We start from the raw sequence: 26,183 nt of genomic DNA on the forward strand, positions 1-26,183 counted from the left end.
GTAGTACGTTTCGGCCGAACGAGTGTCTCTCGGATGGGCCCGAACAACACCGACGCCATCCTCTTCACCGGATCGGGGTGCCCATCTTCTCTCGGTCACCGCTCGGCGGTGTATCACGCCCGGGCGAATCCTGATCGCGATGATCGGCGCGTCGCGGCAGTGCGAAGAACCCTACGAAAACGACGGCGAGAATCCCCGCCCCCCACCACAGCGTGCGCCCGAAGGCGCGGGAAAAATTCTCCGCGTTCGCCTTTTTCCCTGCCGTATCGAGTATTTCGGTTATCCGGTCGGCACTTCCGGATCGAGCCGTCCGGCAACCCGGCGGAGCATCGGCGGGATTGATACCGGCGGATCTGTCCTGAACACAGGCGCGGAAGCCGGCGAGAATCCCCTCCTGCGCGGAGGTGTCCACACCGGCCGCGGTGAGTTCGGTGCGTACCTGGGGTATCACCTGGTCGACGGCGTGCGCGGAACCGCTGTCGAGTTGGGCGAAGAAGAACACGCCGGCGAGCGCGACACCGAGTGCGATACCGAGTTGCTGAGCGGTGTTCAGCAGGCCGGACGCCGAACCGGCGTCGTTTTCGGGCACGCCCGCCAGCACGAAGTCGACGGTCGGCGCAACGACCAGCCCGAAACCGAGTCCCGCGACGATCAACGGGCCGAGCATCTGCCACGGGGCGATCTCGGGACCGTAATGACCCACCACCCGGATGTAGCCGGCGAGACCGATCGCATCGATCAGCGCGCCCACCGACAGCACACGTCGCCCGTACCGGGGGACGAGCAGTTGCACGGATACGGCCGACGCCGCGGCCGCACCGAGGGCGAATGCGCCGGCGGTGAGACCGGACCGCAGGGGCGACCAACCGAGTCCGAGTTGCATGTAGAGCGTCCAGACGAGGAAGAATCCGCCGAGCACGATCCAGAAGGTCAGCCAGAGCCCGCCGCCGATCGTGAACGCGCGTGCCCGGAACAATCCGGGCACGATCAGTGGTGAACCGATCGTCCGGTCTCGCCGGCGTTCGTAGCAGACGAGGACGACCAGTAATGCGGCCGCACCGATCATCATGACGAAAACCCATTCCGGCCAACCGAATCGGCGTCCTTCGGTGAGCGGATAGATCAGCATCGCAATGACGGCGGTGACGAGCACGGCGCCGACGAGGTCGAGTTTCGCAGCGGTCTCGGACTTCGATTCGCGCACCACGAACCGGGCCGCGACGATGGCGGCGATACCGATCGGGACATTGACCAGGAAGATCAGCCGCCAATGTAGATCGAAGACGTTCCATTCGATCAGGGCACCGCCGAAGGCGGGCCCGACGACCGCTGCCGAACCGACGACGGCGCCGAAGAAGCCGAATACCTTGCCGCGGTCGCGGAGCGGAAAGGTGACATGGATGATCGACAGGATCTGCGGCACCATCAGACCGGCGGCGCCGCCCTGTAGGAAACGGGAGGCGATGAGCATCTCCGGGTTGCCCGCGATACCGCACAGCGCCGAGGCGAGGGTGAATCCGGCGATACCGGTCAGGAACAATCGGCGGCGGCCGTGGATGTCGCCGAGCCGGCCGCTGGTGACGAGGACCGCGGCGAACGCCAGCACGTACCCCGAGACGATCCATTCGAGCTGTGCGTACTGCGCCCCCAGGTCACGTTGGATGCTCGGTATCGCGACATTGACGATGGTGGTGTCGAGCAGATCCATGAACCCGGCGACGAGAACGACCACGAGCGCGATCCAGCGTCTGTGCTCCGGCGACATCGAAACCATCTGCGGCCCTCCCATCGGTGAAGGTGCTGTGTCGGAGGGGCATGGTCAGTTCCGGGTGTCGGCCGGTGTCCGTTTACCCATGGTCGCAAGACTCATCAGGGACGGGTTGAAATGCCCCACCGCCTCGCCGCCGGCGGGTATGGAACGGCCACGGGCGCGCAGGTAGTCGACCAGACCGGTGGCAGCACCGGTCCAACCCCGCGGCGTGAACCACTGCACCGCTTGGGTTTTGCGGTCGTTGTAGATGAGTCCTGCCCATTGTGCGCCCTCACCTCGGTCGTAGCTGTCGGCGTCGGGGGACGGTGTGGTCATGGCGGAGTAGACATCGGAATCGATCACGGCCATTTCCTCGATACCCAGCCGGCTGTCGGGGGCCGACAGTGTGTTCAGGGTGTCGAACAGGCGATCCTGATCGGCGGGGGTGAGGTAGATGACGAGACCTTCGACCAGCCATGCCGTCGGCAGTGTCGGATCGAAACCGTGGTCGCGTAGGGCGGCGGCCCAGTCATCGCGCAGATCGACGGCAACTTCGCGCCGATCGGCGGTGGTCGTGGCGCCGATCTCGTCGAGCACACCGCGTTTGAACTCGAGCACCGACGAACGGTCGAGTTCGTAGACGACCGTACCGGCGGGCCAGGACAGGCGGTAGGCGCGGGAGTCGAGCCCGGCGGCGAGAATGGCGACCTGACGCACCCCCTCCTCGGTGGCGGCGCGCAGATAGTCGTCGAAGTATCGGGTGCGGGCGGCCTGGAAGGCCTGGAACAACTGTCCGAACTCGGCCGAACGCAGCGGATGGTATTTCGTCGATTCCGAATCGGCGGCGAACAGGTCGGCCCATTCGCCACCGGCGGCGCGACAGAACACTTCGGCGTATTCGTCGACGGCCAGGGCCTGCGGTTGTTGGGCGGCCAGACCGCGGGCGGCCGCGACGAACAGCGCCGTGGCGCCGACGCTGGTTTTGATGTCCCAGGAATCGTGGTCGTTGCGCATGGTGCTCACTTTCTGTGATGAGGGGTGGGTGTGGTGGGGCCGGCGTGCGCGACGACGTGGATATCGCGGCGAACCCGACCCGCCCAGTACGGGCGCATGGGGGTGGTGATCTGTCGGTGGATCGGGGCGTCCTCCCAGGCGAGGAACGCGTCCACATCCGTCCATTCCGACAGCAGGATGTAGTGGTCGTCGCCGGCGCAGGGTCGCAGCAGCTCGTCCCGAATATGGCCCGGTGTGCCCGCTACCCGCGCGGTGACCTGAGCGTATGCGGCTTCGAAGGCCATTTCTTCCCCAAGCCGGATACGGGCTCGGACCATCACTCGCGCGGTCATACGATCACCTCGCGGGTGGTCGGGATGTTCACCGTGCTCAGTCGCATATCGCTGCCCGTGCGGACGGTACGCAATGCGGCGGTGGCGGCGTCCTGGGCGCGGCTGCGTTCGAAAGCGTGGAAGCTGTCCGCGTCGGCCCAGTCGCTGGTGACGATGTAGGTGCGCGTATCCGGGTCCGTGGACACGGCTCGCGTGATGCACTGCCGGATGAAACCCGGGGAGCGCGCGGCCAGGGCGAACACCGGCCGCAGGCCCGCGAGCAGGCGAGTGGCGTCGCGTCTGGCGACGGTCATGGTGAGGGTGGCACGACAAGTGGTCATCGTGGGATTCCTCCGTCCGTGTCGAGGTGGACACCGGTGACGAATCGGGCGAGTTCACCGGCGAGGAACAACACGGCGACAACGATGGCGCCGTGGGAGCCGAGACGGCCGAGGATCGCAAAACGCTGTTCCGAGACATCGGCCACTGCGGCTCGGGTGAAGTACTGGTGGATGAAACCCAGGGACTGCACGACCAGGGTGATCGCTGGCCGTAGCATCGCGATCAGGCGGGTGATGTCGCGTTTGACGACGGTCGTGGTGAGGGTGGCACGCAAGGCGAGCAACTTTCAGATTCCTCCATCGACATTGAGGCAGACGCCGTTGACGAATTGCGCGAGTTCACCGGCGAGGAACAGCACGGCGCCGGCGACATCGTCGGGGCGACCGAGCCGGCCGAGGGCCGCCAGGTTCGCGTAACGCTGTTTCTGTGTTTCGGACAGACCGACGATCTGGTCGGTCTCGATGATTCCGGGGGCGACGGTATTGACGCGGATCCCCTGGGGCCCCAATTCCTTGCACAGCGAGCGGGTCAGGCCGTGCACACCGGCTTTGGACGCGGTGTAGTGGGCGCGGTTGGGCATTCCGACGGTCGCGACGGCGGAGGAGATATTGATGATGGATGCCGACGGACCCAGGCGCGGGAGCAATGCGCGCACCATCAGGTACATTCCGGTCAGGTTGGTGTCGAGGACACGGTGCCATTCGGCCGGATCCATTTGCAGCAGCGGTGTATTCGATATGACTCCGGCATTGTTGACGACGATGTCGACAGTAGACGGGACGGTTTCGGCGACGGCAGCCACTTCCTCGGGATCGCCGACGTTCGCGAAGCACACGCGGCCGCCGGCGGTGGCCGTGTCCAGTTCACGGGCGAGCTCGGTGGCGGCGGCGCCGGGTTTGCTGCCGACCGCTGTCACGTGTGCGCCGTGCGCGGCCAACGCGCGGACGATACCCCGGCCGATACCGCGGGTGCCGCCGGTGACGATCGCGGTCTTGCCGGTCAATCGCAGCTCCGGCCGGGTGGGAGGCCCGGCGGCGGGGTACTCGCGTCGGCGCGCGGTGGTGGGTCCGGGCGGGGCGGTGCGGACGGTGGCGTTGTCGTTCACTTTCGGGTTCCTTCGGGTCGGCTTCGGGTTCCTTCGGGTCGGCGCAGAATCAACGCGCTGTTGAAGCCGTCGTATCCACGGGCGGCGACGGCAGCGACATGGACGGGCGCTCGACGCGGGGCGGCGATGAAATCGAGTTCGCAGCCGGGCGCCGGGTCGGTCAGGGCTCCGAACGCGGGCAGGGTTTGTTCACGCATGGCCAGGACAGCGGTGGCGACATCGAGCGCGGAGCTGCCGTGGGCGGCTCGGCCCAACAGTCCTTTGTGACCGGTAACGGGCACCCCGCCGGGGAAGACGGTGCGGATCGCTTCGGCCTCGGCCCGGTCGGCGGTCGGCACGCCGACCGCGTCGGCGAACAGCACATCCGTTCGTTCCGGCGTGGTATGCGCACGGTGTAATGCTCGTTCGAGGGCGGCGGCGAGGTATTTCGACGGCTGCTCCCCGTTCGAGTCGCCACGGGGACGGCAGGTGCGCCCGTCGTGGGTGGCGGCGTATCCGGCGAGTTCCGCATACATGTACGGAGCGCCGCGCCGCAGGGCGTGCTGTTCCTCTTCCACCACGAAGATGGCGCCGCCCTCGGCGGGGAGATACCCGGCGGCGTCGGCGTCGAAGGGCAGATATCCGCGTGCCGGATCGGTCCGTCGGCTCAACCATCCGTTGCGCTGCAGGCAGGCCAACGCGTAGGGACCCAGGGGCGCTTCGGTACCGCCCGCGACGACGACGTCGACACCGCGGCGGATGGCACGTATCGCATGCCCGAGACTGTCCAGGCCGCCCGCCGCCTCGGACACGAGCACGCTCGACGGCCCCTTCATCTGATGCAGGATCGAGGTCTGTCCCACGCTCGCCGCATAGAACCAGGCGATCGACTGGTACGCGCCGACGGTGCGACCCGCACCGGACCACAATCGTTGTAGCTCTCGCTGGCCGAAGTGGTTTCCGCCCGAGGAACTCGCCAATGCGACCGACATCCGATACGGGTCCAGCTCGGCCGGGTCGAGGGCCGCATCGGCCAGTGCCTGGGCGGTGGCCGCCAGCGACAACCACGTCCACCGGTCGGTCTGCACGATCAGTCGGCGGTCCAGATGCTGTTCCGGCGCGAAGTCCCGAACCTCGCCGGCCAGGGTGGTCGAATATTCGGAGGCGTCGAAGTGGGTGATGGGGGCGATTCGGTTCTCGCCCGCCAACACGGTCTGCCAGTGTTCGCTCGCCGTCGTACCGCTCGGGGCCACGACGCCGATTCCGGTGATCACCGCTCGTCGGCTCATCGCAGCTCCTCCGGACGGGTGAAGACCATCGCGGACTGGAACCCGCCGAATCCACTGCCGACCGACAAAGCTGTGTCGACGGTCGCGGCGCGGGCGGTATTGGGGACGTAATCCAAATCGCACTCCGGGTCTCGGTGGTTCCAGTTGGCGGTGGGCGGTATCACCCCGGTATCGATCGCCAGGGCGCAGGCCGCCATCTCAATGGAGCCGATCGCGCCGAGCGAGTGCCCGACCATCGACTTGATGGAACTGATCGGCACCTCGTATGCGGCGGCGCCGAGCGCTTTTTTGAAGGCGGCCGTTTCGTGGCGATCGTTTTGTTTGGTGCCCGATCCGTGGGCGCTGATGTAATCGATCGCGCCCGGATCGAGCCGGGCCTGACCCATCGCGTCGCGGATGGCAATGCTCATCTCCAGCCCGTCCGGGCGGAGTCCGGTCATGTGGTACCCGTTGCACCGCGAGGCATACCCGCCGATCTCGCAGTAGATATGCGTGCCTCGGGCCAGGGCGTGGTCGAGTTTCTCCAACAGCAGCACCGCTGCTCCTTCCCCGAGCACGAAACCGCTCCGCGTCAGATCGAAGGGGCGGGACGCGCGCGCGGGGTCGTCGTTGTCGTCGGTGGTCGCCCGGATCGCATCGAATGCCGCCACGGAGATCGGCGAGATCGGCGCGTCCGAGGCGCCCGCGAGGACGAAATCGGCGTCACCGTCCTCGAGCATGTGCAGTCCGCGACCGATCGAGTCGATCCCGGAGGTGCAGCCGGTGGAAACGACCGCGGCCGGGCCGTGCAGCTCGAAGTCCGCGGCCACTTCGGCGGCCATACTGCTGGGGACGAGGGCCTGGTACAGGTACGGCAGCACCGAACCCTCGTCGACCAACCACTCCCGACCGTTATTGCTGGCGATCAGGTATTCGTTCTCCAGTGTTATGGTCGCCCCGACCGCCGAGCCCAGCGACACTCCGAAATCCGCGCGCACGGCGTCGGACAACTCGAGACCGCTGTCGTGCATCGCCTCGTGGGCGGCGACGAGCGCGAACTGGGTCATCCGATCGCAGCGACGCACCTGCCGGGGCGACAATCCGTACGCCTGCGGGTCGAAATCGCATTCCGCCGCCACCTGGGAGCGGAACCCGGTCGGGTCGAAGGAACTGATCCGACGGGTCGCAGTCCGGCCGGCCGACAGACGATCCCAGAACGGTCCGCGCCCGATTCCGCCCGGGGCGACGACCCCGATCCCCGTCACCGCGACACGTGTCATCGCGCCTCCGTCGTCGTGGGAGAAGTCGCCGCCTCGGTGTCGACGTGGCCGAGTTCGGGCCGGGGGGCCAGCGGTCCGAGATGGAAGACGACGTTCGCGGTTTCGGTCCCGGTGTTACGCAATCGGTGCCGGACCCCGATCGGCACGAACAGTCCCTGGCCTGCTGCCAGCGACCACGCCGCGCCGTCGAGGTCGACGATGATCTCGCCGTGCACGCAGTACAAGAACTCTTCGGAATACGGGTGGTAGTGCTCGGCGATGCGTTCCCCGGGTTCGAGTACGGCGACACCGGTGAATCCGGACGTGCTGCCGACGGTTTTCGGGCTCAGCACGGTCCTGATCTCACCTCCCCGGCGACGATCGGCAGGGAGATCGGAAATATCGACGCGACCCGGTAGAGTATTCGGCATATCGGCAAATCCTCTCGGCGGATGATGGGGCGGCACGAAGTCTTCGAGGCCGTGGTCAGGCGGCCGGGTGCGCGGAGGCGTGGGAGCGTTCGACCTTTTCTTTGATGAGCTGCATCTGGATCGCGCTGTTGGTGTTGATCCGGTCGGTCATCCCGGCGTCGTCGAGCGGCGCGCCCGGACGCATGTGAAAGTCCTGCACCCAGGTCATGCGGGTGCCCGATCCGGACTCGGCGTAGTACCAGCGAATGTGCATGTATTCGAACGGTCCGGTTTCCACCCGGTGGGCGTGTACGGTCCGCCGGGCCGGGTCGGCGGTTCGTTCGCTGACCCAACTCCAGATACGGCCTTCCTCGTCCGGGTGCATGGTGAGCCGGAATCGGACGGTGTCGTCGTGTTCGGCGAGAACGTCGACGGCGGCGTATTCGGAGAACAGGCCCGGCCAACGGCGCACATCGTTGGTGGCATCCCACACCACATCGATAGGGGCGTCGATGTGGATCGAATTCTCGGTATGTCCGGTCATCAGGCGGCCTCCCCGTTCACATAACGGTCGACGTACCGAACCACTTGCGCACCGGTCATCTCGAGGAGCGCGGCGGGCAACGTGACACCGAAATCGCCTTGCACCACGCTCTGAATTTCGAAGACGGCCAGTGAATCCACCCCGAGTTCTTCCATGGTCAGCCGGTCGGCTGCCGCCAACTCGCCGGGGGCGATATCGACGCCGACGTGCTCGCCCAGGATCTCACGCAGGGTTTGGATGGTGAATCTTTCGGTCATTCGTTTCTCCTCGTTCCGTTTCGTAGGAATATTCGAAATTTCGCTACAGCGTCGGTCCGTTTTGCGGAGTCCAGCTGTAGAACATTCGGGCGCGGGCATCCGCCGGGGATTGCCAGTTCGGCAGATAGGGCGAAATGAATTCGCTCAGCCGGGAGCTCACCCGGGCGAACTCCGGATGTTTCTGCGCGAAACCGATTGCGGTGCTTCCCGTCTCGGTGGTCTCCAGCAGGTGTACATACAGGTCGTCCAGGATGTAGAGTTCGCGGCGGGAGACACCGGCGATCGTCGGAAGAGCCGTCGCATCGGATTCGGCGAAGATATCGGCGACTCGGGAAATGGCATCCGGACGTATTCGAGCGATAATCAGTGAACGGTTCACCGGGCACCTCCGAACCTATCGGCCGCTGATCTCTCGGTGATACGAGAATCCGCCGAACAGCGGCCGCGATGTCGAATGATCATTGAATTTCTCCGATTCGAATTCGTGGATACATGGGATCGACGCCTCATTGCATCGGGACGTGGCATGAACTTTATGAGAAAAGATGCCGAGTGATCCACGACCCCAAGGGGCCTCGGTCCGGCACCCGAGGGTGAATAAAACCAACACCCAGGGTGACGCGGGATTGCCGGATAATATTTCTCGAACTCAGTGCCGCCGATATGCGGCATACCGCACCGATTGGTGTCGACGACAACGGGATGTATGCGCCCCACCGACACCGGGATGGATTCGGAAGATGATCGAACGAATTGCGATGGTCGACACAGGTGAAGCGGTCGTGCCGCATCCCCCGCCCGTCGCGGCGGTCGGGCGCGGTACGGCCCGCGCGGCGGCCCATTAGTTCCGTATCCGAGTTCCGTATCCGGAATCCATGTCGCTATCGGACGAGGAGTCGAGGGTCGTGCGGGGATGCCGCGGGGATGTCGAGGTCGATATCATCGATGAGCGACCTTTTCACGGTGCCAATCCTTCACGACGAAGGCGATCCATCCGTGCAGGAGGTGGTCGGTGAACGGCATAGCATTCGGTCGCTACCGATTACAGGAATTGATCGGTGAGGGTGGTATGGGCCAGGTATGGCGGGCCTATGACACCGTCACCGACCGGGTCGTGGCGATCAAATTGCTGCCCGAGCACTGCGCCACCAACCCCGACTTCCGAGAACGATTCCGCCGCGAGGCGCACGATACCGCCCGACTGCGCGAACCTCATGTGGTGCCGATCCACGGGTACGGTGAAATCGATGGGCACCTCTACCTCGACATGCGCCTCATCGACGGCGTCGACGCGAGAACCCTGATCAGCCGTGAGGGTGCCATGCAGCCGGCGACGGCGGTCGCGGTGATATCCCAGGCCGCGGCGGCACTGGACGCGGCACACGCCCAATATCTGGTGCACCGCGACGTCAAACCGTCCAACCTGTTGGTCACCGACAACGGCTTCGTGTATCTGATCGACTTCGGTATCGCCCGCTCGGCCGGCGACACCCCGTTGACCAGCAAGAGCACCATGATCGGCACCTTGGCCTATATGGCTCCGGAACGATTCACCGAAGGCGTCGCCGATGCTCGATCCGATGTATACGCTCTCGCCTGCGTACTGTGCGAATGCCTGACCGGAATCCCGCCCTATCCGAGCAATAGCGCCGAACAGCAGATCGCAGCGCATCTGACGGCCGACCCTCCGGCGCCGAGCCTGCGCCGACTCAATCTGCCGATCGGGTTCGACGAGGTCATCGCCCGAGGTATGGCGAAGAACCCGGACGAGCGCTATCCGACCGCCGGGGCGCTGGCCACCGCCGCCGGCCGCGCGCTCACCACCGCCCCCGCCGCTGTCGCCGGTGGCGCCGACACCACCACCCATGTCTCGACCTCCCAAACCGACGGCGGAGAGCCCACCGATCGGCTCCACACACCGCCGCCGATTCCCCCTACGGAACCGAATACGGGGCAAAAGCCCACCGTCGCCGCCGGGACTTCCGGGCGTCTCCGTGGTCTACTGTCCCTCCGAGCCGAATCGGGAGAGGACCGAGGATCGGGAGGAGACGGCACCGCCCCACCGCGGCGTAAACGACCCGTCATCCGAGCCTTGGCGGCCATGGCCGTCGTATTGCTCGCCGCGGCGCTGATGACCGGGGTGTGGCGGCTGACCCGCCCCACGCCGGCGGCAACACCCGCCTTCGACGGCAAATACGAGGTCACCTACACGGCCCGAACCATGAACGGAAAGCCGTACGACAAGCCCTCGTCCACCCGGGTGTGGTCGGTCCGATCCGACTGCCCCTCGGCAGACGAACGCTGCGTGGCCTCGATAACCAGCCAGAATCCGTCCGAACCGGAGAAAACCCCGGCGCAGTTCGTCGCGGACTACCGCGACGGTACATGGGTGATCACCAGGGAGGTGGCACCCGAGCCCAATACCGATTGCGACAGTCCGATCACCCGTATGCCCCAGACCGCCCCGTTATGGCAGCGGGCCCAATTCCGACCCGGTGAGCCATCGTGGAGCGGAACATACTTCGCCTTCGCCGGTGGGGCCTGCCCATACACCCTGGAGGCGGATATGCGACTTTCCCGGATCGGCGAGGTCGACCCGGAGATCGCCATCGTCCCGCCCGGAACCATCCCCGCCCCCGTCGACGATCGCCCCGGACCGCTGATCAGCGGCACCTACGACATAACCATCGCCCCGACGGCGGCACCGAACGCCCCCACCCCTCCACCGCCGAATATGGTCCGGCAACGATACGACACCATCTGCCTGCGCGATGGTGACCGCTGCGCCGCCACGACCCAAGCGAATCCACGCACCGACCCCCGCACAGATCCCCGTGCGGTCTACGCTCCACTTCTGGTGCGCGAAGGCGGGACCTGGCGCGCCGACTACAGCAATCCTTATCCCTGCTTCGCGGAGTCGAACGATCCGCACACCGATACGACCTCTCGGTGGGAGCTGTCCCCGTCCGATGGCGGAGTCCATCCCATCGAATCCCTGACGGGCACCCGGGACCGCGACCGAACCGCTCCCTGCCCCGGGACAAGTCGGGCGAACGTCGAGATGCGGCGGGTTTCCGCGGTCGGCGGACAACCAGCCGTCGCCTGATCCGCGATCCATACCCCGACACTCGGTTCTCCCGGCCTTCGATCGCCACCGCATACGACGTCCGGCACGAAGAACCGGCACAGGTCGAAACAGGCGGAGGGGCCGGGAGTACCCTTCCCGGCCCCTCCTGTCAGACGAGTGGGATTTGAACCCACCACCCTCGGATCTACAGTCCGATGCTCTACCGGATGAGCTATCGTCCACCCCATCCGTGATCACCGAATGCGTGAGTGTGAGTCATGGTGAGTATCCCCGCGCGTTGCCATTACGCCACAGCGGCAGGAAGAGCCGCCACCGGGAATCGAACCCGGATAACAGGGTGGTCTTGCCGCACACCCACATATCGTGCGATCGATGGAGTTGTGAGCTTGGAGCAATAATCTGAATTTGACGGCAGCCTCTGGCAGCGCCTGCCGGTGTCAAACTGAGCTTCAGTTTCAGCTTGTGCTCCATCCCCCCGCAGGGGGAGTCCGTGGTCCCGGCTAACCGAACAGGTAACCGAGAATGGCCCGACCCGGCTCGACATCCGATACGGGCGTCGAGTTCGCCTCCTCCCGAGCCACGCGCACCGCGTCGAGCAGCTTGCCGAGCCGCTCCGTGATATCACCGACCTCCTTCGCGGGCAGTGCGCCGGAGAACTTCGTGGTGGTCCAGCGCCCGACCACGACATCCTCGTAGTACACCTCCACCTGCGCCGGGTGCTTGTCGGTGGCCTGGGCCAGCACATGGTTGCGCGGCACCTTCTTGGTCCGCACGGTCTGTGCCGGCTGGGTGGCATAGCAGTCGCTGACCTCGTCGAACGTCCACGACTCGGCCGGGTCCAGGGTTGGCAGCCGGGCGACGAACTTCTTCAGCTCGCTCAACTGCTTCTCCAGGAAGAGCAGGTAGGTGACCGGCAGATCCCGGGCAATGGTGACACCGTCGATCGTCAGGTCGGCCTTCGCCGAGCAGTTGGCGGTGTCCTTGGTCGCGGTGACGTCGAACAGCCGGGTCAGGGTGTTCTTCACGTCGGCGATCACCTCACGCGCCCGCACCTGGACCCGCTTCGACTCCGACGGCAACTCTTCGCCCATATCGTCCAGTGGACGGTAGGTGCGGGAAATACCCGACAGGAGATCGGCTTTGGCCACCCGCTGGTACGCGGCGGCCACGTCGGCACTCGCCTGCGACTTCACGCCCTTTTCGATGGCGATGATCTGATTCAGCTTGGTGGACACAGGTTTTCCTCCTTCGGCCGCTCCTCGCGACCGAGGGCCACCGTAACCGAACCGCGCCGCCGCCCGCCACCGAAATATTCCCCGCCGAAATCGGGAGGCCCGCTCACGGATACGGTAGTACCTGCGCCCCGCGCTGATCCAACAGCACCACCATCGACGATATTTCCTGCTGCTGACCGTTGACCATGGACAGTGCACGCGTCCGCACAGCGGGTGTCGTACCGGCCTGCGCGGCGGCAGACGCCATCGCCACCCCGCCCTGGTGATGGCGAATCATCAACTGGAGGAACAACACCTCACGCTCGGCGCCGGTCGCGTGGTGCAACCGGGTCAGCTCCTCGTCGGAGGCCATACCCGCCATATTCGGTTCACCGGCGCCGTGCGCACCGTCGTGGTCGTGCCGCCCACCCGTCTCGGTCACCGCCTGCATCGGCGCGCCGACCAATTCCAACCAACCGGTCAGGGTGCCGATCTCCCGCCATTGCGAGGTGCGGATCTGATCGGCGACGGCCCGCACCTCACGCGCGGCATCGGGTCCGAGCAGGTCGACCATGGTCAGCGCCTGCTGGTGATGGGCCGACATCTGTTGCGCGAAAGCGACATCGGCATCGGACAGGACACTCTGCGGTTCGTTCCGCGCGGTACCACCGCGCGCGAACCAGCCGGCCGCCACACATACCACCGCCACCGCGAACAGAACGAGCGGTGTGCGCCACGATCGTCGTCGAGTCGAGGTACTCATCGGGGCGGGTAGATCGCGGGATCGAGCTGTAAGGCCATGAACCCGTTGTCCATACAGGCCACGAACAGCTTGTCACCGTGAAACTCCGGCGGCGACAGACACCAATCGGCGGACAGATCACCGCCGAGCAGTCGGCTCTGGTCGTTGACCACACCGGCAAGACCGGTTTGTCCCTGGACGACCGCCCGCGCCAGCGCGATGGTGCCGATGACGGGTGGTCCGATGATCGATCCCAGGGTGGCGTGCAACGAGTTCGGCAGTTGCAGATGTTTGCCGGTTTGCGCGGGCGGGTTGTAATAGGCGATCTCCTCGAAATGGTCCGGGTCACGCACGTCGAACACCCGGATACCGGACTGGATCCACCCGCAGGCCAGCGCCTGCGGATTGTCCACTCGATCGACGGAGCAGTAGTGCGCGTCGTAGGCGAAGGCACCGTTACCCGCGGCGCTGGAAGCCCAACGATCGGCGTGCTGCGGCAGGTTGATCGCCAGTTTGGCGCTGGTACGCCATTTCGGCGCGGCGCGGTCACCGATATCCATCAGCTTCACTCCGCCGGAACCGCCCTCGTCGACGGTGAAGATATGCGGCACACCGTTGTAGGTGACATATATGGTGTGCTGGTTCAGCTGCCCGTCGGTCCAGAACTTCTGCCCGATGTGCGGTAACGGATGTCCGATCACGGTGCGTGGCGCGCGGTTCTGCACGGCGGAGACATCGATGATCGTGAGCCCGCCCAGATTGGCCAGATACATGGTGTTGCCGTCGGGGGTGAAGCCCATACCGTGCGCTTCGACCCCGGTGAGTCCGCTCCACACCACCATCGGCTGTGCGGGGTCGGTGATATCGACCGCGCTGACCCATCCCGGTGCGATACCCGAGGCCCAGTAGGTGTTGCCGTCCGGGGAGAAATCTCCCTCGTGGGTGGTGATCGGGATCGGCATGTTCAACATCGAACCGGTCGTGGTGTTGAGCAGCCGCGGATGTGCGCAGTCCTGGGAGATGTCGTAGATGGAGATGTAGCCCGCGCCCTCGATCAGGCCCACCCCGGTGCCGACGAGCAGTCCGCGACCCTTGTGCACCTTCAACGATTCCCAGGTGCCACCGAGCATCGCCGGTTCCTTCAGCACGGCGGTGCGCACCGGATGGGCGGGGTCGCCGACGTCGACCACGTGCACTCCCGCGTCGGGGCCGAGCAGATTCGTCGGAAAAGTCGAGGCGATATAGGCGCAGTGTTCGTATGTGGGACTGACCGGTCCCGCGCCGAGACCCTGATACTGCCCGATCAGGTCGATATTGCAGTTGTAGCCGGCCCGGCTGCGCCCGGATCTGCGGTCCTCGAGCGGTACCTCGCCCTGGAGGCCGGTTTCCACCCGATCACCGGGTCGGCAGCTCGCCGGATCGACCGCGGTCGGCCACACACCGGTGAACTCGTCGAAACCGGTTGGCGGGGCGGCACTTCCGACCGCCGAAGCGGCGACCAGCACGGCCACCGCCGCCACCACGGACGCCGCGCGCGCGGCCATGGAACCCCGACCGCGTGTCCGGCGGACCTCGACACCGTTGTCTCGTCCTCGGAACATTGTTCTCCTCTTCCTCCGCGCCACCGTGACGCAGTGGGTGTTCGGCACGCGGTGGACCGTGTACCGAACACCCGCCTCTTCACCGGCCACGGTGATATCGCGCACCGCGTCGGCCGAAGAGTCCGTTTCGCTCAGGCCGTTTCCCCCTGCCCCAGCGAGTTGTGGTGCCCGCGGATCAATTCCCGCAGGCCGGCCGTGACCTCGTCGGCGCATTCCAGCGGGCCGCAGTGGCCGCTGTCGAGTTCACGGAGTTCGATCGGTTGCGGCAACGCCGAGGCGATCACCCGCGAGCGCTCGGGCGGGGTGATCTTGTCCTTGTTTCCCGCGATGACCAGAGTCGGAACGGTGAGCGCACCGGGATCGAGGTTGGTCACCAGACCGACCAGCATCGCCCCGTAACCGCCTCGGCCGCGCGCGGATGTGGCGGCGACGATCCGGTCCAACTCGTGGACCACACCCGGTGCGGCCGCGGCGCCTACCGCAACCTGGGTCAACAACCGTCTCCGCACCGGCATACGGCGCGGCATGGGGATACCGGCCAGGGGAACCACGGTTTTCGCCAGTCGCCGACGGGTACCGAGCAGCCGGTCGGGACCGCGAAGGAAACGCACATTGTCCAGGATCTCGCCGGGCGTGGTGTTCACCAGAGCGACGGCGCAGGCTCGGGCCGCGATATCCTCGGGATATCGATTCGCCCAGGCCAGAATGGCGATACCACCCATGGAATGTCCGGCCAGCACGGCGGGGCGGTCGGTCGACACCGTGGCGGCGAGGACGGCGTGCAGATCGTCGGCGAGGTGGTCCATCGTGTAGCGGCCACGTCGGGCCGCTTCGCTGCGTCCGTGCCCGCGGTGGTCGAAGGCCACCACACGGTAATCCTCACGCAGGGCCGTGATCTGGTGCCGCCAGAAGCCGATCGAGCACAGCACCCCGTGCGTGAGCACAATGGTGGGCGCGTCCTCGGGACCGTGGATCTCGACGTGCAGACGGGTGCCGTCCGCACTGCGCACCTGCCGCGTTTCACGCGGATTCGGAAGGGACACGATCTACTCCTGCACGGCGGGCACCGCGGCCGGGGCCGGGGTGCGGCGTGCGCGCCGTACGGCGCGGCGCGCCTGGGGAACCTGACGCAGCAACCGCGGCAGTCGCGGCAGCACGGTGCGGGAGACCGCGGCCAACACACCGAAGGCCATGGCGCGACCGCGATTCCACCGCACTCCGAGCAATTCCCGCAGTTCCGGGGTGAGCAGACCGGCGGTGATCAGCGTCAGCACCCGTCCCGCGACCGGGCGTACCGTGTAATTCCATACCAGCGGCCGGCGCAGCACCGGGATCATCGGCGGCGGTTTCGGCGCGGCGATCACGGCGAGCACCCGGTCGGTGATATCGGAGCGTTCGAGCCGGGTGGCGATCATATGGTCGAACCATTCGCAGAACGCCGACCAGTCGGGCGGCATGTCCTGTTCGCGGACGCCGTAGAGACGGCCCACCCGACGCATTTCGAGATAGAACTGTTCGACCTCGCCCGGACGCCAGCCGCGCCCGAGTACTTTCTGCTGGGTGTAGACGCCGTGGACGAGACTGGCGTGCACCCAGTGGAAGGCCTCCGGGTTCAGAGCGCTCCAACGGGTGCCGTCGGCATTGCGGCCCTTGAAATCCTGGTGCAGATTCCGCAGCGCACGGGCGGTTTCCAGGGCTTTCTCCTGCCCATAGACCACACCCATGATCATGTCCAGGGTGCGTTCGGCCCGGCCGTACGGATCGGATTCGAAAACCGAGAACTCCCGCACGCCTGTCGCGACGATTGGGTGGGCCACATCGATGAGCAGCCGGCGCGAGGCGCCCAATACGAATGTCAGTTCCCCGAAAACCGACCAGACCACCGAATCCGGACCCAGGGGTGTCGGTTCGTCGGCCGCCGACGGCAACGCTGCCGCGGCAGTCACTCCCTCGCTCATGAGACTATTAGTAGCACGTAAGTCTCAGGTGCCACAATGGTCGAATGCCCCGTTCTTCGGCAACGCTGACCAGCCTGTTCGGTGGCGCCGTGGCGAAGGTTCTCGCACCGGCACCGGTCACCTCCGACGTCGCACCCATCTACGAGGCGGCGTTACACGTACTCACCGAACTCGGTCCCCGCGCCGCGACCATGGACGATGTCGCCGCGCGAGCCGGTATCAGCCGTGCCACCCTGTTCCGCCGGTTCCGGAGCAAGGACGCGCTGTTCGAGGCCGCCGTCGCCTATACGCTGCGCTCCTTTCTCGCCGAGATCACCGCGACCTTTCTGACCGTCACCGACCCCACCGACCGGATCGCCGAGGCCTTCGTAGCCTGCCTGCGCCTGCGGCGGCGACTGCTCGCCGACGGTTCCGGCGCCGCGCGCAATGCCGAACTGCTCGCCATGCTCTCGGTCGGCGACCCGTCACCGCTGGATATCGGCCACAGGTTCGTCGCCGGCCGGATCGCGGCGGCACAGGACGAGGGCGCCCTACCACCCGGCGACCCCGATCTACAGGCCGAGGCCATCATTCGACTCACGGCGGGCTATCTGCTGCTACCCCCCGCCGACTGCGATCCGGACGACGAAACCGCCGCCCGCGATCTGGCCCGCCGCGTCATCGCACCGCTGGTCACCAATCCGACGCGCTGAGCCTCTCGATCGTTACGAGGCGCTTCGCCGCCGGGCGACGCGGTAGGTGTAGCGCTCTGGAAGGAAGTGACCGCTCGAAAGGTCGATCGCCGTCTCTCGGCCCGCCCGGCCGCGAGAATATTCTCGGCGGTGTGCCGGGCCGCGGCTTCGCGCACATGAGGGACGCTGTCGAGATCGGCCGCGTCGATAGCGCCCCCGCGCCGAGGACTCCGGTGAACACACCGATATCGTCGCCGGTCCGGCCGAGCTCCTCGCCGCCGAGTACTGCACCGAGGTCACCCAGGAATCCTTCCGTACCCACGGCGGCTACGGCTACTCCAAGAAAGCCGAGATCGAACGATTGGTGCGCGAGGCACCCTTCCTGTCGATCGGAGACACCGGCGGATTCGGCCGCCGCCACGAAACCGTCGATCCCCTTCGGCTTGGCGTAGAGGAACACCCGTTGCGCACCGGCGAGGACGACGGGCAGGGTTTCGGGGCGCTCCAGATCGGCCGTGACGATTTCGGTGTCCGGCGGGAACCCACCGCGTCCGGTGTTCTGCTCGTCGGGCGAACCGTCTCGCCCAGCGCACTCAGGCCCGCCGCGACATGGCGACCGACATTACCTCTGGCTCCGAATACGACCGTGACCATGGCCGCAGCGTAGACACCGAACTTTCCGATAGAAAGGACATACCTCGAAGTAAGCTACGAACGTGACAGTAGGTTCGCAGGCGGAAAGTAGTGCCTGGAAGGGCATCAGTGACGCATTCAACAGCAAATGCCCGGCCCGTGATGTGCTCGAGCACATCACCGGTCGCTGGGGAATCCTGATCTTGACCACGCTGGGTGGTGGGCCCCGACGGTTCTCCGAACTGAATGCGGCGATCGAGGGGATCAGCGAGAAGATGCTGTCACAGACCCTGCGCACCCTGGTTCGGGACGGACTCGTCGCACGCACGGTCGCACCCACCACACCCCCGCGGGTCAGCTATGAACTCACTCCTCTCGGCCGGGGACTCACCGAATCGATGCAGCAGTTCCTGGACTGGATCAGAAAGCACACGCCCGAGATCGTTACCGCTCGGCACCACTACGACCGAGAACACCGATAACGCCGGTACCGACCTCTGCCGGCGCTTCGGGTGCGTTGCCGCCGACCTCGGATCACCACGACTTCTCGCGGACCGGCTAGGAATTTGATCGTCGGCGGAGCACAATATTCCTGCGAACGGTTCTCGCGGACGAGTTTTTTGTGGATGAAAGCTCCAGGGTGGTCCGCCACGTTCGACGGACCACTTCGCCCACCGATCGAGAGGGCGGAACCGACGATATGCACCCAGACGGCGAACGCCCGAAAGGGCTCTCCGTTTCCGCGCTGGCGGCGGTGGCGAACCCGTCGTACTCGCGAATCGACACCTGGAATCTGCTCGACGACGCGTGCCGTCGACTCGCCGATGTCGACGATGCCGGACTGGACACCACCCACGAAGCCGCTCGGGTGCGACGCCTACTCGACCGTCTCGGCGCCTACGAACGGTACTGGCTGTACCCGGGCGCGACGAGGTTGGCGGAGTTTCGCGAATACCTCGCCGATCTGGCGACGGCACGGCTCGCCGACGAGGTGACGCTGGCCGTGCGCCTGCTCTCCGAGTACGGCGACCGGGCGGCCCTGTTCGACACCGCCGCGCCATTGGCCGATCAGGAGCTCGTGGCACGGGCCAGACGACAACAGTTCTACACCGTCCTGCTCGGTGACGACTCCCCACCCGAGGCCCCCGAAGGCCTGGCGGACTGTCTGCGGGCGCTACGCGACCCGGCCGACGATGTGCGGTTCGAACTGCTGGTCGTGACGAGCATCGAGGACGCCATCACCGCCGTCGCGTTGAACGGCGAGATCCAGGCCGCCATCATCCGGCACGATCTGCCGCTCCGTTCCCGCGACCGGGTACCGGTGATGACCTCGTTGCTCGGCGCCAACGACGACGTGGTCGTGACCGACCGCACCCGCGACTGGATCGAATGCGGCGAATGGATCAGGAAGCTGCGGCCGCATATCGATCTGTATCTGCTCACCGACGAGTCGATCGCCGCGGAAACCGACGAGGCCGATGTCTACGATCGCACCTTCTATCGCCTCAACGATGTCACCGACCTGTACAGCACGGTGCTCGCCGGAATACGAAACCGTTACGCCACACCGTTTTTCGACGCCCTGCGCGCCTACGCTGCCGCGCCGGTCGGCCAGTTCCACGCCCTTCCCGTCGCCCGCGGCGCCAGCATCTTCAACTCCCGGTCACTACAGGACATGGGCGAGTTCTACGGTCGCAATATCTTCATGGCCGAGACATCGTCCACTTCCGGCGGGCTGGACTCGCTCCTGGACCCGCACGGCACGATCCGAGCGGCGATGGACAAGGCCGCCGAGACGTGGTGTGCCCATAGCACATACTTCGTGACCAACGGGACATCCACCGCGAACAAGATCGTCGTACAGGCCCTGACCCGACCGGGCGATATCGTCCTGATCGACCGCAACTGCCACAAATCGCACCACTACGGCCTGGTGCTGGCCGGGGCATACCCGATGTACCTGGACGCCTACCCGCTGGTGCCGTTCGCCATCTACGGCGCCGTATCCCTGCACACCATCAAGAAAGCACTCCTGGACCTCGAGGCGGCCGGGCAACTGGATCGGGTGCGCATGCTGCTGCTGACCAACTGCACTTTCGACGGCCTCGTCTACCACCCCCAACGTGTGATGGAAGAGGTCCTGGCGATCAAACCGGATATCTGCTTCCTATGGGACGAGGCATGGTACGCGTTCGCGACCGCGGTGCCGTGGGCGCGGCAACGGACCGCGATGGTCGCCGCCGAACAACTCGAAACGATGTTGGCCTCGCCCGAGTACGCCGCGGAATACCGCAGGTGGCGTGAGGCCATGCGGGAAGTCGACCGCGCCGAGTGGAGCGAACACCGGCTGCTCCCCGACCCCCAACGGGCGCGAGTACGCGTATACGCGACGCACTCCACCCACAAATCGCTGTCGGCGCTGCGGCAGGCGTCGATGATCCACATTCGCGACCAGGATTTCAGGGCTCTTGTGCGCGAGACATTCGCCGAAGCGTTCCTGACCCACACCTCGACCTCACCGAACCAGCAGCTCCTGGCGTCACTGGACCTGGCGCGACGACAGGTCGACATCGAGGGCTTCCAAATGGTCCGCCACGTCTACGATATGGCGCTGGTGTTCCGGCACCGCGTCCGCAAGGACCGGCTCATCGGCAGATGGTTCCGCATCCTCGACGAGGACGACCTGGTGCCCGACGAGTTCCGCTCCCCCGATGTCAGCTCCTACCGGCAGGTCCGCCAGGGCGCCCTGTCGGAATGGAACGAGGCGTGGCGCTCCGACCAATTCGTGCTCGATCCCACCCGGGTCACCCTGTTCATCGGCAGAACCGGCATGAACGGGTACGAGTTCCGCGAGAAGATCCTCATGGACCGGTTCGGCATCCAGATCAACAAGACCTCGATCAACAGTGTGCTGTTGATCTTCACCATCGGTGTCACCTGGTCGAGCGTGCACTATCTGCTCGATGTGCTCCGTCGCGTGGCCACCGACCTCGACAGCAACTGGAACGCGGCCGGTAAGGCCGATCGCGCCCTGCACCGGCGCCGGGTCGCCGAATACACCCAGGATCTGCCCGCGCTACCCGATTTCAGCGAATTCGACCGCGCGTTCCGTCCCGATATCGCCTGCCCGTTCGGGGATATGCGGTCGGCCTTCTACGCCGCGTACGCGGAGTCCGACCGCGAACACGTCCTGCTCGGCGAGGCCGGGCGACGGCTCGCCAAGGGCAGGCCACTGGTATCCGCCACCTTCGTCGTTCCCTACCCGCCCGGTTTCCCGATACTTGTTCCGGGACAGGTTGTTTCGAGAGAGATCCTGTACTTCCTGGCCGAACTCGACGTCAAGGAGATCCACGGATACGACCCCGACCTCGGATTGTCGGTGTTCACCGAGGCGGCGCTCGCTCGGTTGGCCGCGGCTCGACACACCGGCGCCGTGACGTCCAACGGTGCGTCGAAGACCGCTCAGGTACCGGCGGGCTACGACCAGGTGGGGATCTCCTAGTGTTCCGATCCTCGAATCCGTTGTTCGACTGCGCATTTAGGCCACATCGATAACCGGCGGATCTGGCGGTGCCCGAGGCTCGACGTCAGGAACCGATGCAGGCGCCCTTCCCGCTCCCTACCGGTCGCTATCCGGAATCATCAGATCTTGCTGCAGCATCATCTCCCGGCGACATCCTCCCGAGGGCTCACGTCGACCTGCACACACCGGCGTGGCTATCGTCCGGGAATCACACGTCGCGGATCGCGCCGGAAATTCTCCTCGTCGAACAATACCCACTCACCTACCGTGATCTCATACAGACGAGATGCCCCCTCGGGCATCGCATCCAGCACCGGAGCCGCGTTCGGCCAGCGCGCCACGAACGCCTTCGCCCGATCGTTCACTCCCGAACCGGGCAACTCGTGTGCCCGCCCCGAAAACGACACCCCGCGCGCCGTCTGCCCGAGCTCGTGCAAAGGGATATCCATGATCGCTCCCGCCACCAACGGGTTCCGTCGGATATTGCGGGAATGCTCACGATCCTGTCGAGAAACGAACCACAAACGATCCGGACGAAACTCCGCCAGATACCACACACTGCACACACGGGGCGCGCCATCCGCATCGATGGTGGAAAGCTGCATCAGCTTGCCGCCGGCAACGTACTCCTCCAAAAGGGCCCGTTCGTCCACTACGCTTCCACCGCCTTCGGTGCCGGATGTTTCCGTTCGGCAAAGCCGCATCAAATCCCCGTGTCCGCCTCGGTCGACGAGATACTACAGCTCGCGAGACGAACGTGGTGGCGTCGGCGGAGGGGCCCCGGACTGTCCTGAAGCTCCGGAACCCGGTGGGTTGCGGTGACAGGGCGGTCGCCCGATTCGAGCGGACAGGCCGGCGAACCGGCCTTTCTCACCGATGTTCGGACGTGCCATTCGGATTCCATCGCTCAGCGGACGCTCGTGCAGCGTTGGGGAGGCGTGATACGTACCCGCCGATCGTGGGGCGCGTTCTCGATGTCGTCGAGTTGCGCGATGATCGTATTGCGCAGGTCGTCGTAGTTCTCGAACCGATAGTCGTGGAACAACGTATAGCCCGTCCACATCAGGTTGGCGCACACCCGGGCAGGCACACGACCCGTTTGGGCGCCCATACCGACCAGTGCCACCGATCCGATGCCGCCCGGCGTCTCGTCGTTCTGTTGGTGGATCGCCTGGAACGCGGCGGCACACGCCAAGGCCACATTCAAGGTCTCGCTGACATCCTCCGCGGACGTTTCCATGGTGGGCGTGGAGATCAGGAACTTCGGGTTGGTCGCCCCGGAGGGAACGCACACCGCGCTTCCTATCGGAAGCCTGCCCGCGAAACGATCGCGGATCGCCCGCTGCACCCGCAGTTGGATTCCGGCCCCGAGGTGCCGTTTGATGGCCGCGTCGACGCCGCCGTCCATCCGCCCGCGGGAGTTGGTCGGGGTGACCCAGGCATCGACATGTTCGTCCAGGATCGACCCCCAGTGGATTTCGATCTCGGGGTGGTCGGCGAACGCCGCCTGCCACGCTTCCACGACGCGTGGGTTGATATCGCTCAACACCACTCGCAGCGATGCCTGTCCACGATCCGCACTCATGTTCTGCTCCAATCGGATACGACTTTCACCGGTCGCGGACGCTACCGCGCCCCACCGACAGGAACGCTTGCCGAGAGAAACGGATGACATATAGTGCCGACGGTGAGCACGACCGATCCGTTGGCACTTGCCGAACTGTTCGAAGGCGGCGGTGAGCCGTGGCTTCCATTGCTGAAGCCGGTTATCGAGGCTCGGCCCGATGCGGCCGTATTCATGGGACCGAACCGTGGCCCGCACGTTGTCCCTGTCCGGGAATTGACCTTCCAGGCGCTCAAGCCCAATCCCCCACACAAATGGAAGGTCGTGGTCTTCGGTCAGAACCCGTACCCGCGTCCGGAAAGCGCCACCGGTATCGCCATGTTCGACAACGCCTTCCACGACTGGAAGGACAGTCGGTTCGGGCGGGTTGCCAGCATCCGCTGCATTATCAAGGCAGCGGCGATGTGGAAGTACGGCATACCCAAGAAGACTCCGATTGCCGATATTCGCGCATTGTTGCGGGAGCACGAGGTCGTCCGCCCGCCGGAATGGTTCCAGGCGATGCTCACTCAGGGGGTGCTGCTGTTGAACGCGGCGCTCACCGCGAGCAGCGACGGGTCGCTGGGCCCCGATGTGCACACCGCGTTCTGGCGTCCGGTCGTCGAGCGGATCATCGAAGAGATCCTCCGCGCCAAGCAGAACGCCGACGAGGCCGACCGAGGCGTCGTGTTCGCGTGGTGGGGGGTCCACGCACGGAACCTGAAAAAGGTTGTTCTGCGACTACAGAAGAAGTATCCCCGGGTCGAGGTGCGGCATGTGGACCATGCCAACCCCGCGGCGCAGGGCGATATCTTCTGCGACGGAAATCATTTCGGCACGGTGAACGCGGCCCTCGCGGCACTGGGCGCCGAAGAGATCGACTGGTTGCCGAGCGCCGGGTGGAACGAGCCCACGACGAAAACCGAGGGAAAGGATCACGACACCGCCGAACGCATGGGAGCGTTCATCGCGTCCACCATGGAGCTGCATCAGCTGTATCTCGAGCGGCTCTCGAGCGTCAAGGACGAGGGGCTCGTCCTTCCCGCGATCACCGGTGTGTTCGACACCCCGCTCATGGGTTTCCTGGAGGCCATCGCCCCGGTCGTCGACCTGCTGCCCGGTCTCGGTCGGTACGCCGCGATGGCGTACGAGTTCGGTGAGGAGCGAGCGAGCCGAACAGGCACTACCCTGTCCGCCCACGCGATCGCCGCACTCTACCTCTACACCTGCGAGTCCGCGTTCTACCGGGAGATCAACGCCGCGCTGCGGGACCCGGACCGGTCGAGGCTCGCCCCCTACCGTCCGTATCTGCGGTTGCTGTTCTCGGCGGTGTCACGGCTTCCCGCCCGCAGCGAACCGTTGTGGCGGGGCGTATCACTGGACCTGCGCGCGCAGTACCCGTTGGGTCGGACCATCACCTGGTGGGGTGTGTCCTCGTGCACGTCTCGGCCGCATGTGGCGCGGGCCTTCCTCGGCGGTCGCGGTAGGCGAACGCTTTTCGAGGTGTTCCCGGCCCGGGCCGTGAGTATCCGGGATTTCTCCGCGTTCACCGGCGAAGAGGAATTCATCCTCCTGCCAGGCACTCAGCTCGTGGTGAAGGATGTCAAGGCCCAACGCGGCGGGCTGTACACCGTGAAGTTGGTCGAATCCGATCGACAGCCCCTCGTGTCCTGAGCTATCGGGAACTTCACATGTCGGAGTCTCCGGCTACGTCACGAACACCCCGATTTCAACGGAATGAGCGTGCCCGTGTTCGAGACCCCGCCAGAATCCACCCACCATGGTGAGGCCGGCCCGGCTGAAGCCGGTGAGCATCGCACCGATTCTCGCATGCGCGCCCCGAGACTCGCGGGGCAGCAACCGGACAGGCCGAGGCGGCCTTGTGCCACTCCACCCGCCTCGGGACCGATCGGCCGTCCTCACGACGCGCCGGAAAACCACCGTCGAAAACGACCGAGTCCGGAACTTTTCCGACCTGGCATATGGCGAATGTGTTCGAACCAGTCGGGTAGTGGTTCCCGCGCGGCGAGCCAGGAGTGAGGCACCCCGGCGGCCGATCCGGATGGGCCGCCGGTGTGGGCGGCGACGATCCCACCGACGATCGCACTGGTGGTGTCGATATCCCCGTCCGCCGCAATGCATGTGGTGATCGCGGTCGGATAGTCGTCCAGATGCGTCGCCGCGACCCATATCGTGAACGGCACCGTGTCCTGCGCGGTCACCCGGGAGCCGTTGCCGAGTTCCTTCGCGGCCTGCTCGGCGGGGGCGTCGAGCAGGGTGCGGGCACGGCGGATCAGTCGGGTCGTCTCGCCGTCGTCGAGGTGGTCGAGGACGTCGGTGACGAATTCCTCCGGCGTGGGACGGGTGCCGGTCAGGCGCGCCTGTGCGGCCCGAGCGGCCGCGAGCGCCACCGCGACCGCGCCGGCGACCCCTTCGGGATGCAGATGCGTCACCTGCGCCGAGCGAACCGCTTCGGCGGCGGCCTTTTCCGGATCGCCGGCGTAATAGGCGCCCAGTGGGGCGACCCGCATGGCCGCGCCGTTACCGCAGGAACCCTGGTTGTCGAATGCGGATCCGGCGGCCTCTCGCCAGTGCACGCCTTCCCGGATGCGACGCAGGATGGTCACTGCCGTGAAGCCGTAATCACGGTGTGACTCGAAGCGGCGGGCGAATGCGGCGGCCAGCCGATCCTGGTCGACCGCTCCGTGCCGGTGCAGTTCGGCGACCACGGTGCAGGCCATCTCGGTGTCGTCGGTCCAGCCCCACGGTCCGGCCGGGAGATCACCGGCCCGCAGGTCGGAGATCGACCGGCGCATGACGGGGAATTCCGCCCCCAGCGCGTCCCCCACCGACAGCCCATCCAGCGAATCGAGCATCAGGTCGACGTACACCGCGCCGATGGTAGCCGCGC

At 65.8% G+C, this 26,183-nt stretch carries 26 protein-coding genes, 1 tRNA gene and 1 pseudogene; 7 read left to right on the top strand and 21 right to left on the bottom strand.

The window, feature by feature from the left end; translation table 11 throughout:
* Window positions 1–64 precede the first annotated feature (64 nt).
* The 12 genes from ON32_RS18575 to ON32_RS18630 are packed head-to-tail and all read right to left on the bottom strand — an operon-like array spanning window position 65 to window position 8,618.
* Complete coding sequence (locus ON32_RS18575; protein ID WP_245551140.1) at window positions 65–1,774, bottom strand: MFS transporter; 1,710 nt, start codon at window positions 1,772–1,774, stop codon at window positions 65–67.
* A gap of 45 nt (window positions 1,775–1,819) precedes the next feature.
* Window positions 1,820–2,764 carry an SAM-dependent methyltransferase gene (locus ON32_RS18580; protein WP_083874652.1) on the bottom strand — a complete coding sequence of 315 codons (945 nt, stop codon included), beginning with the start codon at window positions 2,762–2,764 and terminating at the stop codon, window positions 1,820–1,822.
* Window positions 2,765–2,769: 5 nt separating this feature from the next.
* A complete protein-coding gene (locus ON32_RS28950) occupies window positions 2,770–3,096 on the bottom strand; it encodes an antibiotic biosynthesis monooxygenase family protein (RefSeq protein ID WP_157224238.1) in 327 nt (108 codons plus the stop codon).
* Entirely contained in the window at window positions 3,093–3,416 is a 324-nt protein-coding gene (locus ON32_RS28955; RefSeq protein ID WP_040792239.1) for an antibiotic biosynthesis monooxygenase family protein, read from the bottom strand. Before ON32_RS28955 ends, ON32_RS28950 begins: the two co-directional genes overlap by 4 nt.
* Window positions 3,413–3,700: a hypothetical protein gene (locus ON32_RS28960; RefSeq protein ID WP_040792240.1), complete on the bottom strand. Its 288-nt coding sequence runs from the start codon at window positions 3,698–3,700 to the stop codon at window positions 3,413–3,415. The genes ON32_RS28955 and ON32_RS28960 overlap by 4 nt, the downstream gene beginning before the upstream one ends.
* Window positions 3,701–3,703: 3 nt before the next feature.
* Window positions 3,704–4,522, bottom strand: a complete 819-nt coding sequence (locus ON32_RS18600; RefSeq protein WP_245551142.1) for an SDR family NAD(P)-dependent oxidoreductase — start codon at window positions 4,520–4,522, stop codon at window positions 3,704–3,706.
* Window positions 4,519–5,790, bottom strand: coding sequence for a beta-ketoacyl synthase N-terminal-like domain-containing protein (locus ON32_RS18605; RefSeq protein ID WP_040792241.1), 1,272 nt, complete (start codon window positions 5,788–5,790; stop codon window positions 4,519–4,521). The genes ON32_RS18600 and ON32_RS18605 overlap by 4 nt, the downstream gene beginning before the upstream one ends.
* Window positions 5,787–7,049: a beta-ketoacyl-[acyl-carrier-protein] synthase family protein gene (locus ON32_RS18610; RefSeq protein WP_040792242.1), complete on the bottom strand. Its 1,263-nt coding sequence runs from the start codon at window positions 7,047–7,049 to the stop codon at window positions 5,787–5,789. Before ON32_RS18610 ends, ON32_RS18605 begins: the two co-directional genes overlap by 4 nt.
* Window positions 7,046–7,459, bottom strand: a complete 414-nt coding sequence (locus ON32_RS18615; RefSeq protein ID WP_040792243.1) for a cupin domain-containing protein — start codon at window positions 7,457–7,459, stop codon at window positions 7,046–7,048. The genes ON32_RS18610 and ON32_RS18615 overlap by 4 nt, the downstream gene beginning before the upstream one ends.
* A gap of 55 nt (window positions 7,460–7,514) precedes the next feature.
* Window positions 7,515–7,982, bottom strand: coding sequence for an SRPBCC family protein (locus ON32_RS18620; RefSeq protein WP_040792244.1), 468 nt, complete (start codon window positions 7,980–7,982; stop codon window positions 7,515–7,517).
* Window positions 7,982–8,239 carry an acyl carrier protein gene (locus ON32_RS18625; RefSeq protein WP_040792245.1) on the bottom strand — a complete coding sequence of 86 codons (258 nt, stop codon included), beginning with the start codon at window positions 8,237–8,239 and terminating at the stop codon, window positions 7,982–7,984. The genes ON32_RS18620 and ON32_RS18625 overlap by 1 nt, the downstream gene beginning before the upstream one ends.
* A 43-nt stretch (window positions 8,240–8,282) precedes the next feature.
* Complete coding sequence (locus tag ON32_RS18630) at window positions 8,283–8,618, bottom strand: TcmI family type II polyketide cyclase (RefSeq protein WP_040792246.1); 336 nt, start codon at window positions 8,616–8,618, stop codon at window positions 8,283–8,285.
* A 633-nt stretch (window positions 8,619–9,251) separates the two neighbouring features.
* Between ON32_RS18630 and ON32_RS27210 the strand changes: the two genes are divergently transcribed.
* Window positions 9,252–11,345 (top strand): serine/threonine-protein kinase, encoded by a 2,094-nt coding sequence (locus ON32_RS27210; protein ID WP_083874630.1) that lies wholly within the window; start codon window positions 9,252–9,254, stop codon window positions 11,343–11,345.
* A 130-nt stretch (window positions 11,346–11,475) separates the two neighbouring features.
* Here ON32_RS27210 and ON32_RS18640 read toward each other — a convergent pair.
* The 6 genes from ON32_RS18640 to ON32_RS18665 form a co-directional block, all read right to left on the bottom strand.
* Window positions 11,476–11,548, bottom strand: a tRNA-Tyr gene (locus ON32_RS18640).
* A 279-nt stretch (window positions 11,549–11,827) separates the two neighbouring features.
* A complete protein-coding gene (locus ON32_RS18645) occupies window positions 11,828–12,562 on the bottom strand; it encodes a DUF7873 family protein (RefSeq protein WP_040792247.1) in 735 nt (244 codons plus the stop codon).
* Between the two features lie 103 nt (window positions 12,563–12,665).
* Window positions 12,666–13,304: a DUF305 domain-containing protein gene (locus ON32_RS18650; RefSeq protein WP_040792248.1), complete on the bottom strand. Its 639-nt coding sequence runs from the start codon at window positions 13,302–13,304 to the stop codon at window positions 12,666–12,668.
* Window positions 13,301–14,884: an LVIVD repeat-containing protein gene (locus ON32_RS18655; RefSeq protein WP_245551144.1), complete on the bottom strand. Its 1,584-nt coding sequence runs from the start codon at window positions 14,882–14,884 to the stop codon at window positions 13,301–13,303. The genes ON32_RS18650 and ON32_RS18655 overlap by 4 nt, the downstream gene beginning before the upstream one ends.
* Window positions 14,885–15,015: 131 nt before the next feature.
* Entirely contained in the window at window positions 15,016–15,927 is a 912-nt protein-coding gene (locus tag ON32_RS18660) for an alpha/beta fold hydrolase (RefSeq protein WP_217998080.1), read from the bottom strand.
* A gap of 3 nt (window positions 15,928–15,930) precedes the next feature.
* A complete protein-coding gene (locus ON32_RS18665) occupies window positions 15,931–16,842 on the bottom strand; it encodes an oxygenase MpaB family protein (protein WP_051133427.1) in 912 nt (303 codons plus the stop codon).
* Between the two features lie 44 nt (window positions 16,843–16,886).
* Here ON32_RS18665 and ON32_RS18670 point away from each other — a divergent pair, with 44 nt between their 5' ends.
* The 5 genes and pseudogenes from ON32_RS18670 to ON32_RS18685 all read left to right on the top strand — a co-directional run bounded on the left by ON32_RS18670 (window position 16,887) and on the right by ON32_RS18685 (window position 21,648).
* Complete coding sequence (locus ON32_RS18670; RefSeq protein WP_083874631.1) at window positions 16,887–17,534, top strand: TetR/AcrR family transcriptional regulator; 648 nt, start codon at window positions 16,887–16,889, stop codon at window positions 17,532–17,534.
* Window positions 17,535–17,730: 196 nt separating this feature from the next.
* Window positions 17,731–17,910, top strand: a pseudogene (locus tag ON32_RS30165) (acyl-CoA dehydrogenase family protein); the annotation flags it as partial.
* A 66-nt stretch (window positions 17,911–17,976) separates the two neighbouring features.
* A complete protein-coding gene (locus ON32_RS30170) occupies window positions 17,977–18,180 on the top strand; it encodes a hypothetical protein (protein ID WP_245551153.1) in 204 nt (67 codons plus the stop codon).
* A gap of 49 nt (window positions 18,181–18,229) precedes the next feature.
* Window positions 18,230–18,628 (top strand): winged helix-turn-helix transcriptional regulator, encoded by a 399-nt coding sequence (locus ON32_RS18680; RefSeq protein ID WP_083874632.1) that lies wholly within the window; start codon window positions 18,230–18,232, stop codon window positions 18,626–18,628.
* 218 nt (window positions 18,629–18,846) lie between these two features.
* Entirely contained in the window at window positions 18,847–21,648 is a 2,802-nt protein-coding gene (locus ON32_RS18685) for an aminotransferase class I/II-fold pyridoxal phosphate-dependent enzyme (protein WP_051133428.1), read from the top strand.
* Window positions 21,649–21,863: 215 nt separating this feature from the next.
* On the opposite strand, the gene ON32_RS18690 is transcribed toward ON32_RS18685, so the two are convergent.
* Window positions 21,864–22,322, bottom strand: a complete 459-nt coding sequence (locus ON32_RS18690; RefSeq protein ID WP_040792251.1) for a pyridoxamine 5'-phosphate oxidase family protein — start codon at window positions 22,320–22,322, stop codon at window positions 21,864–21,866.
* Window positions 22,323–22,576: 254 nt separating this feature from the next.
* Complete coding sequence (locus tag ON32_RS18695) at window positions 22,577–23,254, bottom strand: macro domain-containing protein (RefSeq protein WP_040792252.1); 678 nt, start codon at window positions 23,252–23,254, stop codon at window positions 22,577–22,579.
* Window positions 23,255–23,356: 102 nt separating this feature from the next.
* Between ON32_RS18695 and ON32_RS18700 the strand changes: the two genes are divergently transcribed.
* Window positions 23,357–24,946 carry an ADP-ribosyltransferase domain-containing protein gene (locus ON32_RS18700; RefSeq protein WP_217998081.1) on the top strand — a complete coding sequence of 530 codons (1,590 nt, stop codon included), beginning with the start codon at window positions 23,357–23,359 and terminating at the stop codon, window positions 24,944–24,946.
* A gap of 245 nt (window positions 24,947–25,191) precedes the next feature.
* Here the strand turns inward: ON32_RS18700 and ON32_RS18705 are convergent, their stop codons facing one another.
* Window positions 25,192–26,163 carry an ADP-ribosylglycohydrolase family protein gene (locus ON32_RS18705; RefSeq protein ID WP_245551145.1) on the bottom strand — a complete coding sequence of 324 codons (972 nt, stop codon included), beginning with the start codon at window positions 26,161–26,163 and terminating at the stop codon, window positions 25,192–25,194.
* Window positions 26,164–26,183: the final 20 nt, after the last annotated feature.

The organism is Nocardia paucivorans NBRC 100373, assembly GCF_000308675.1.
Taxonomy (GTDB): Bacteria; Actinomycetota; Actinomycetes; order Mycobacteriales; family Mycobacteriaceae; genus Nocardia; species Nocardia paucivorans.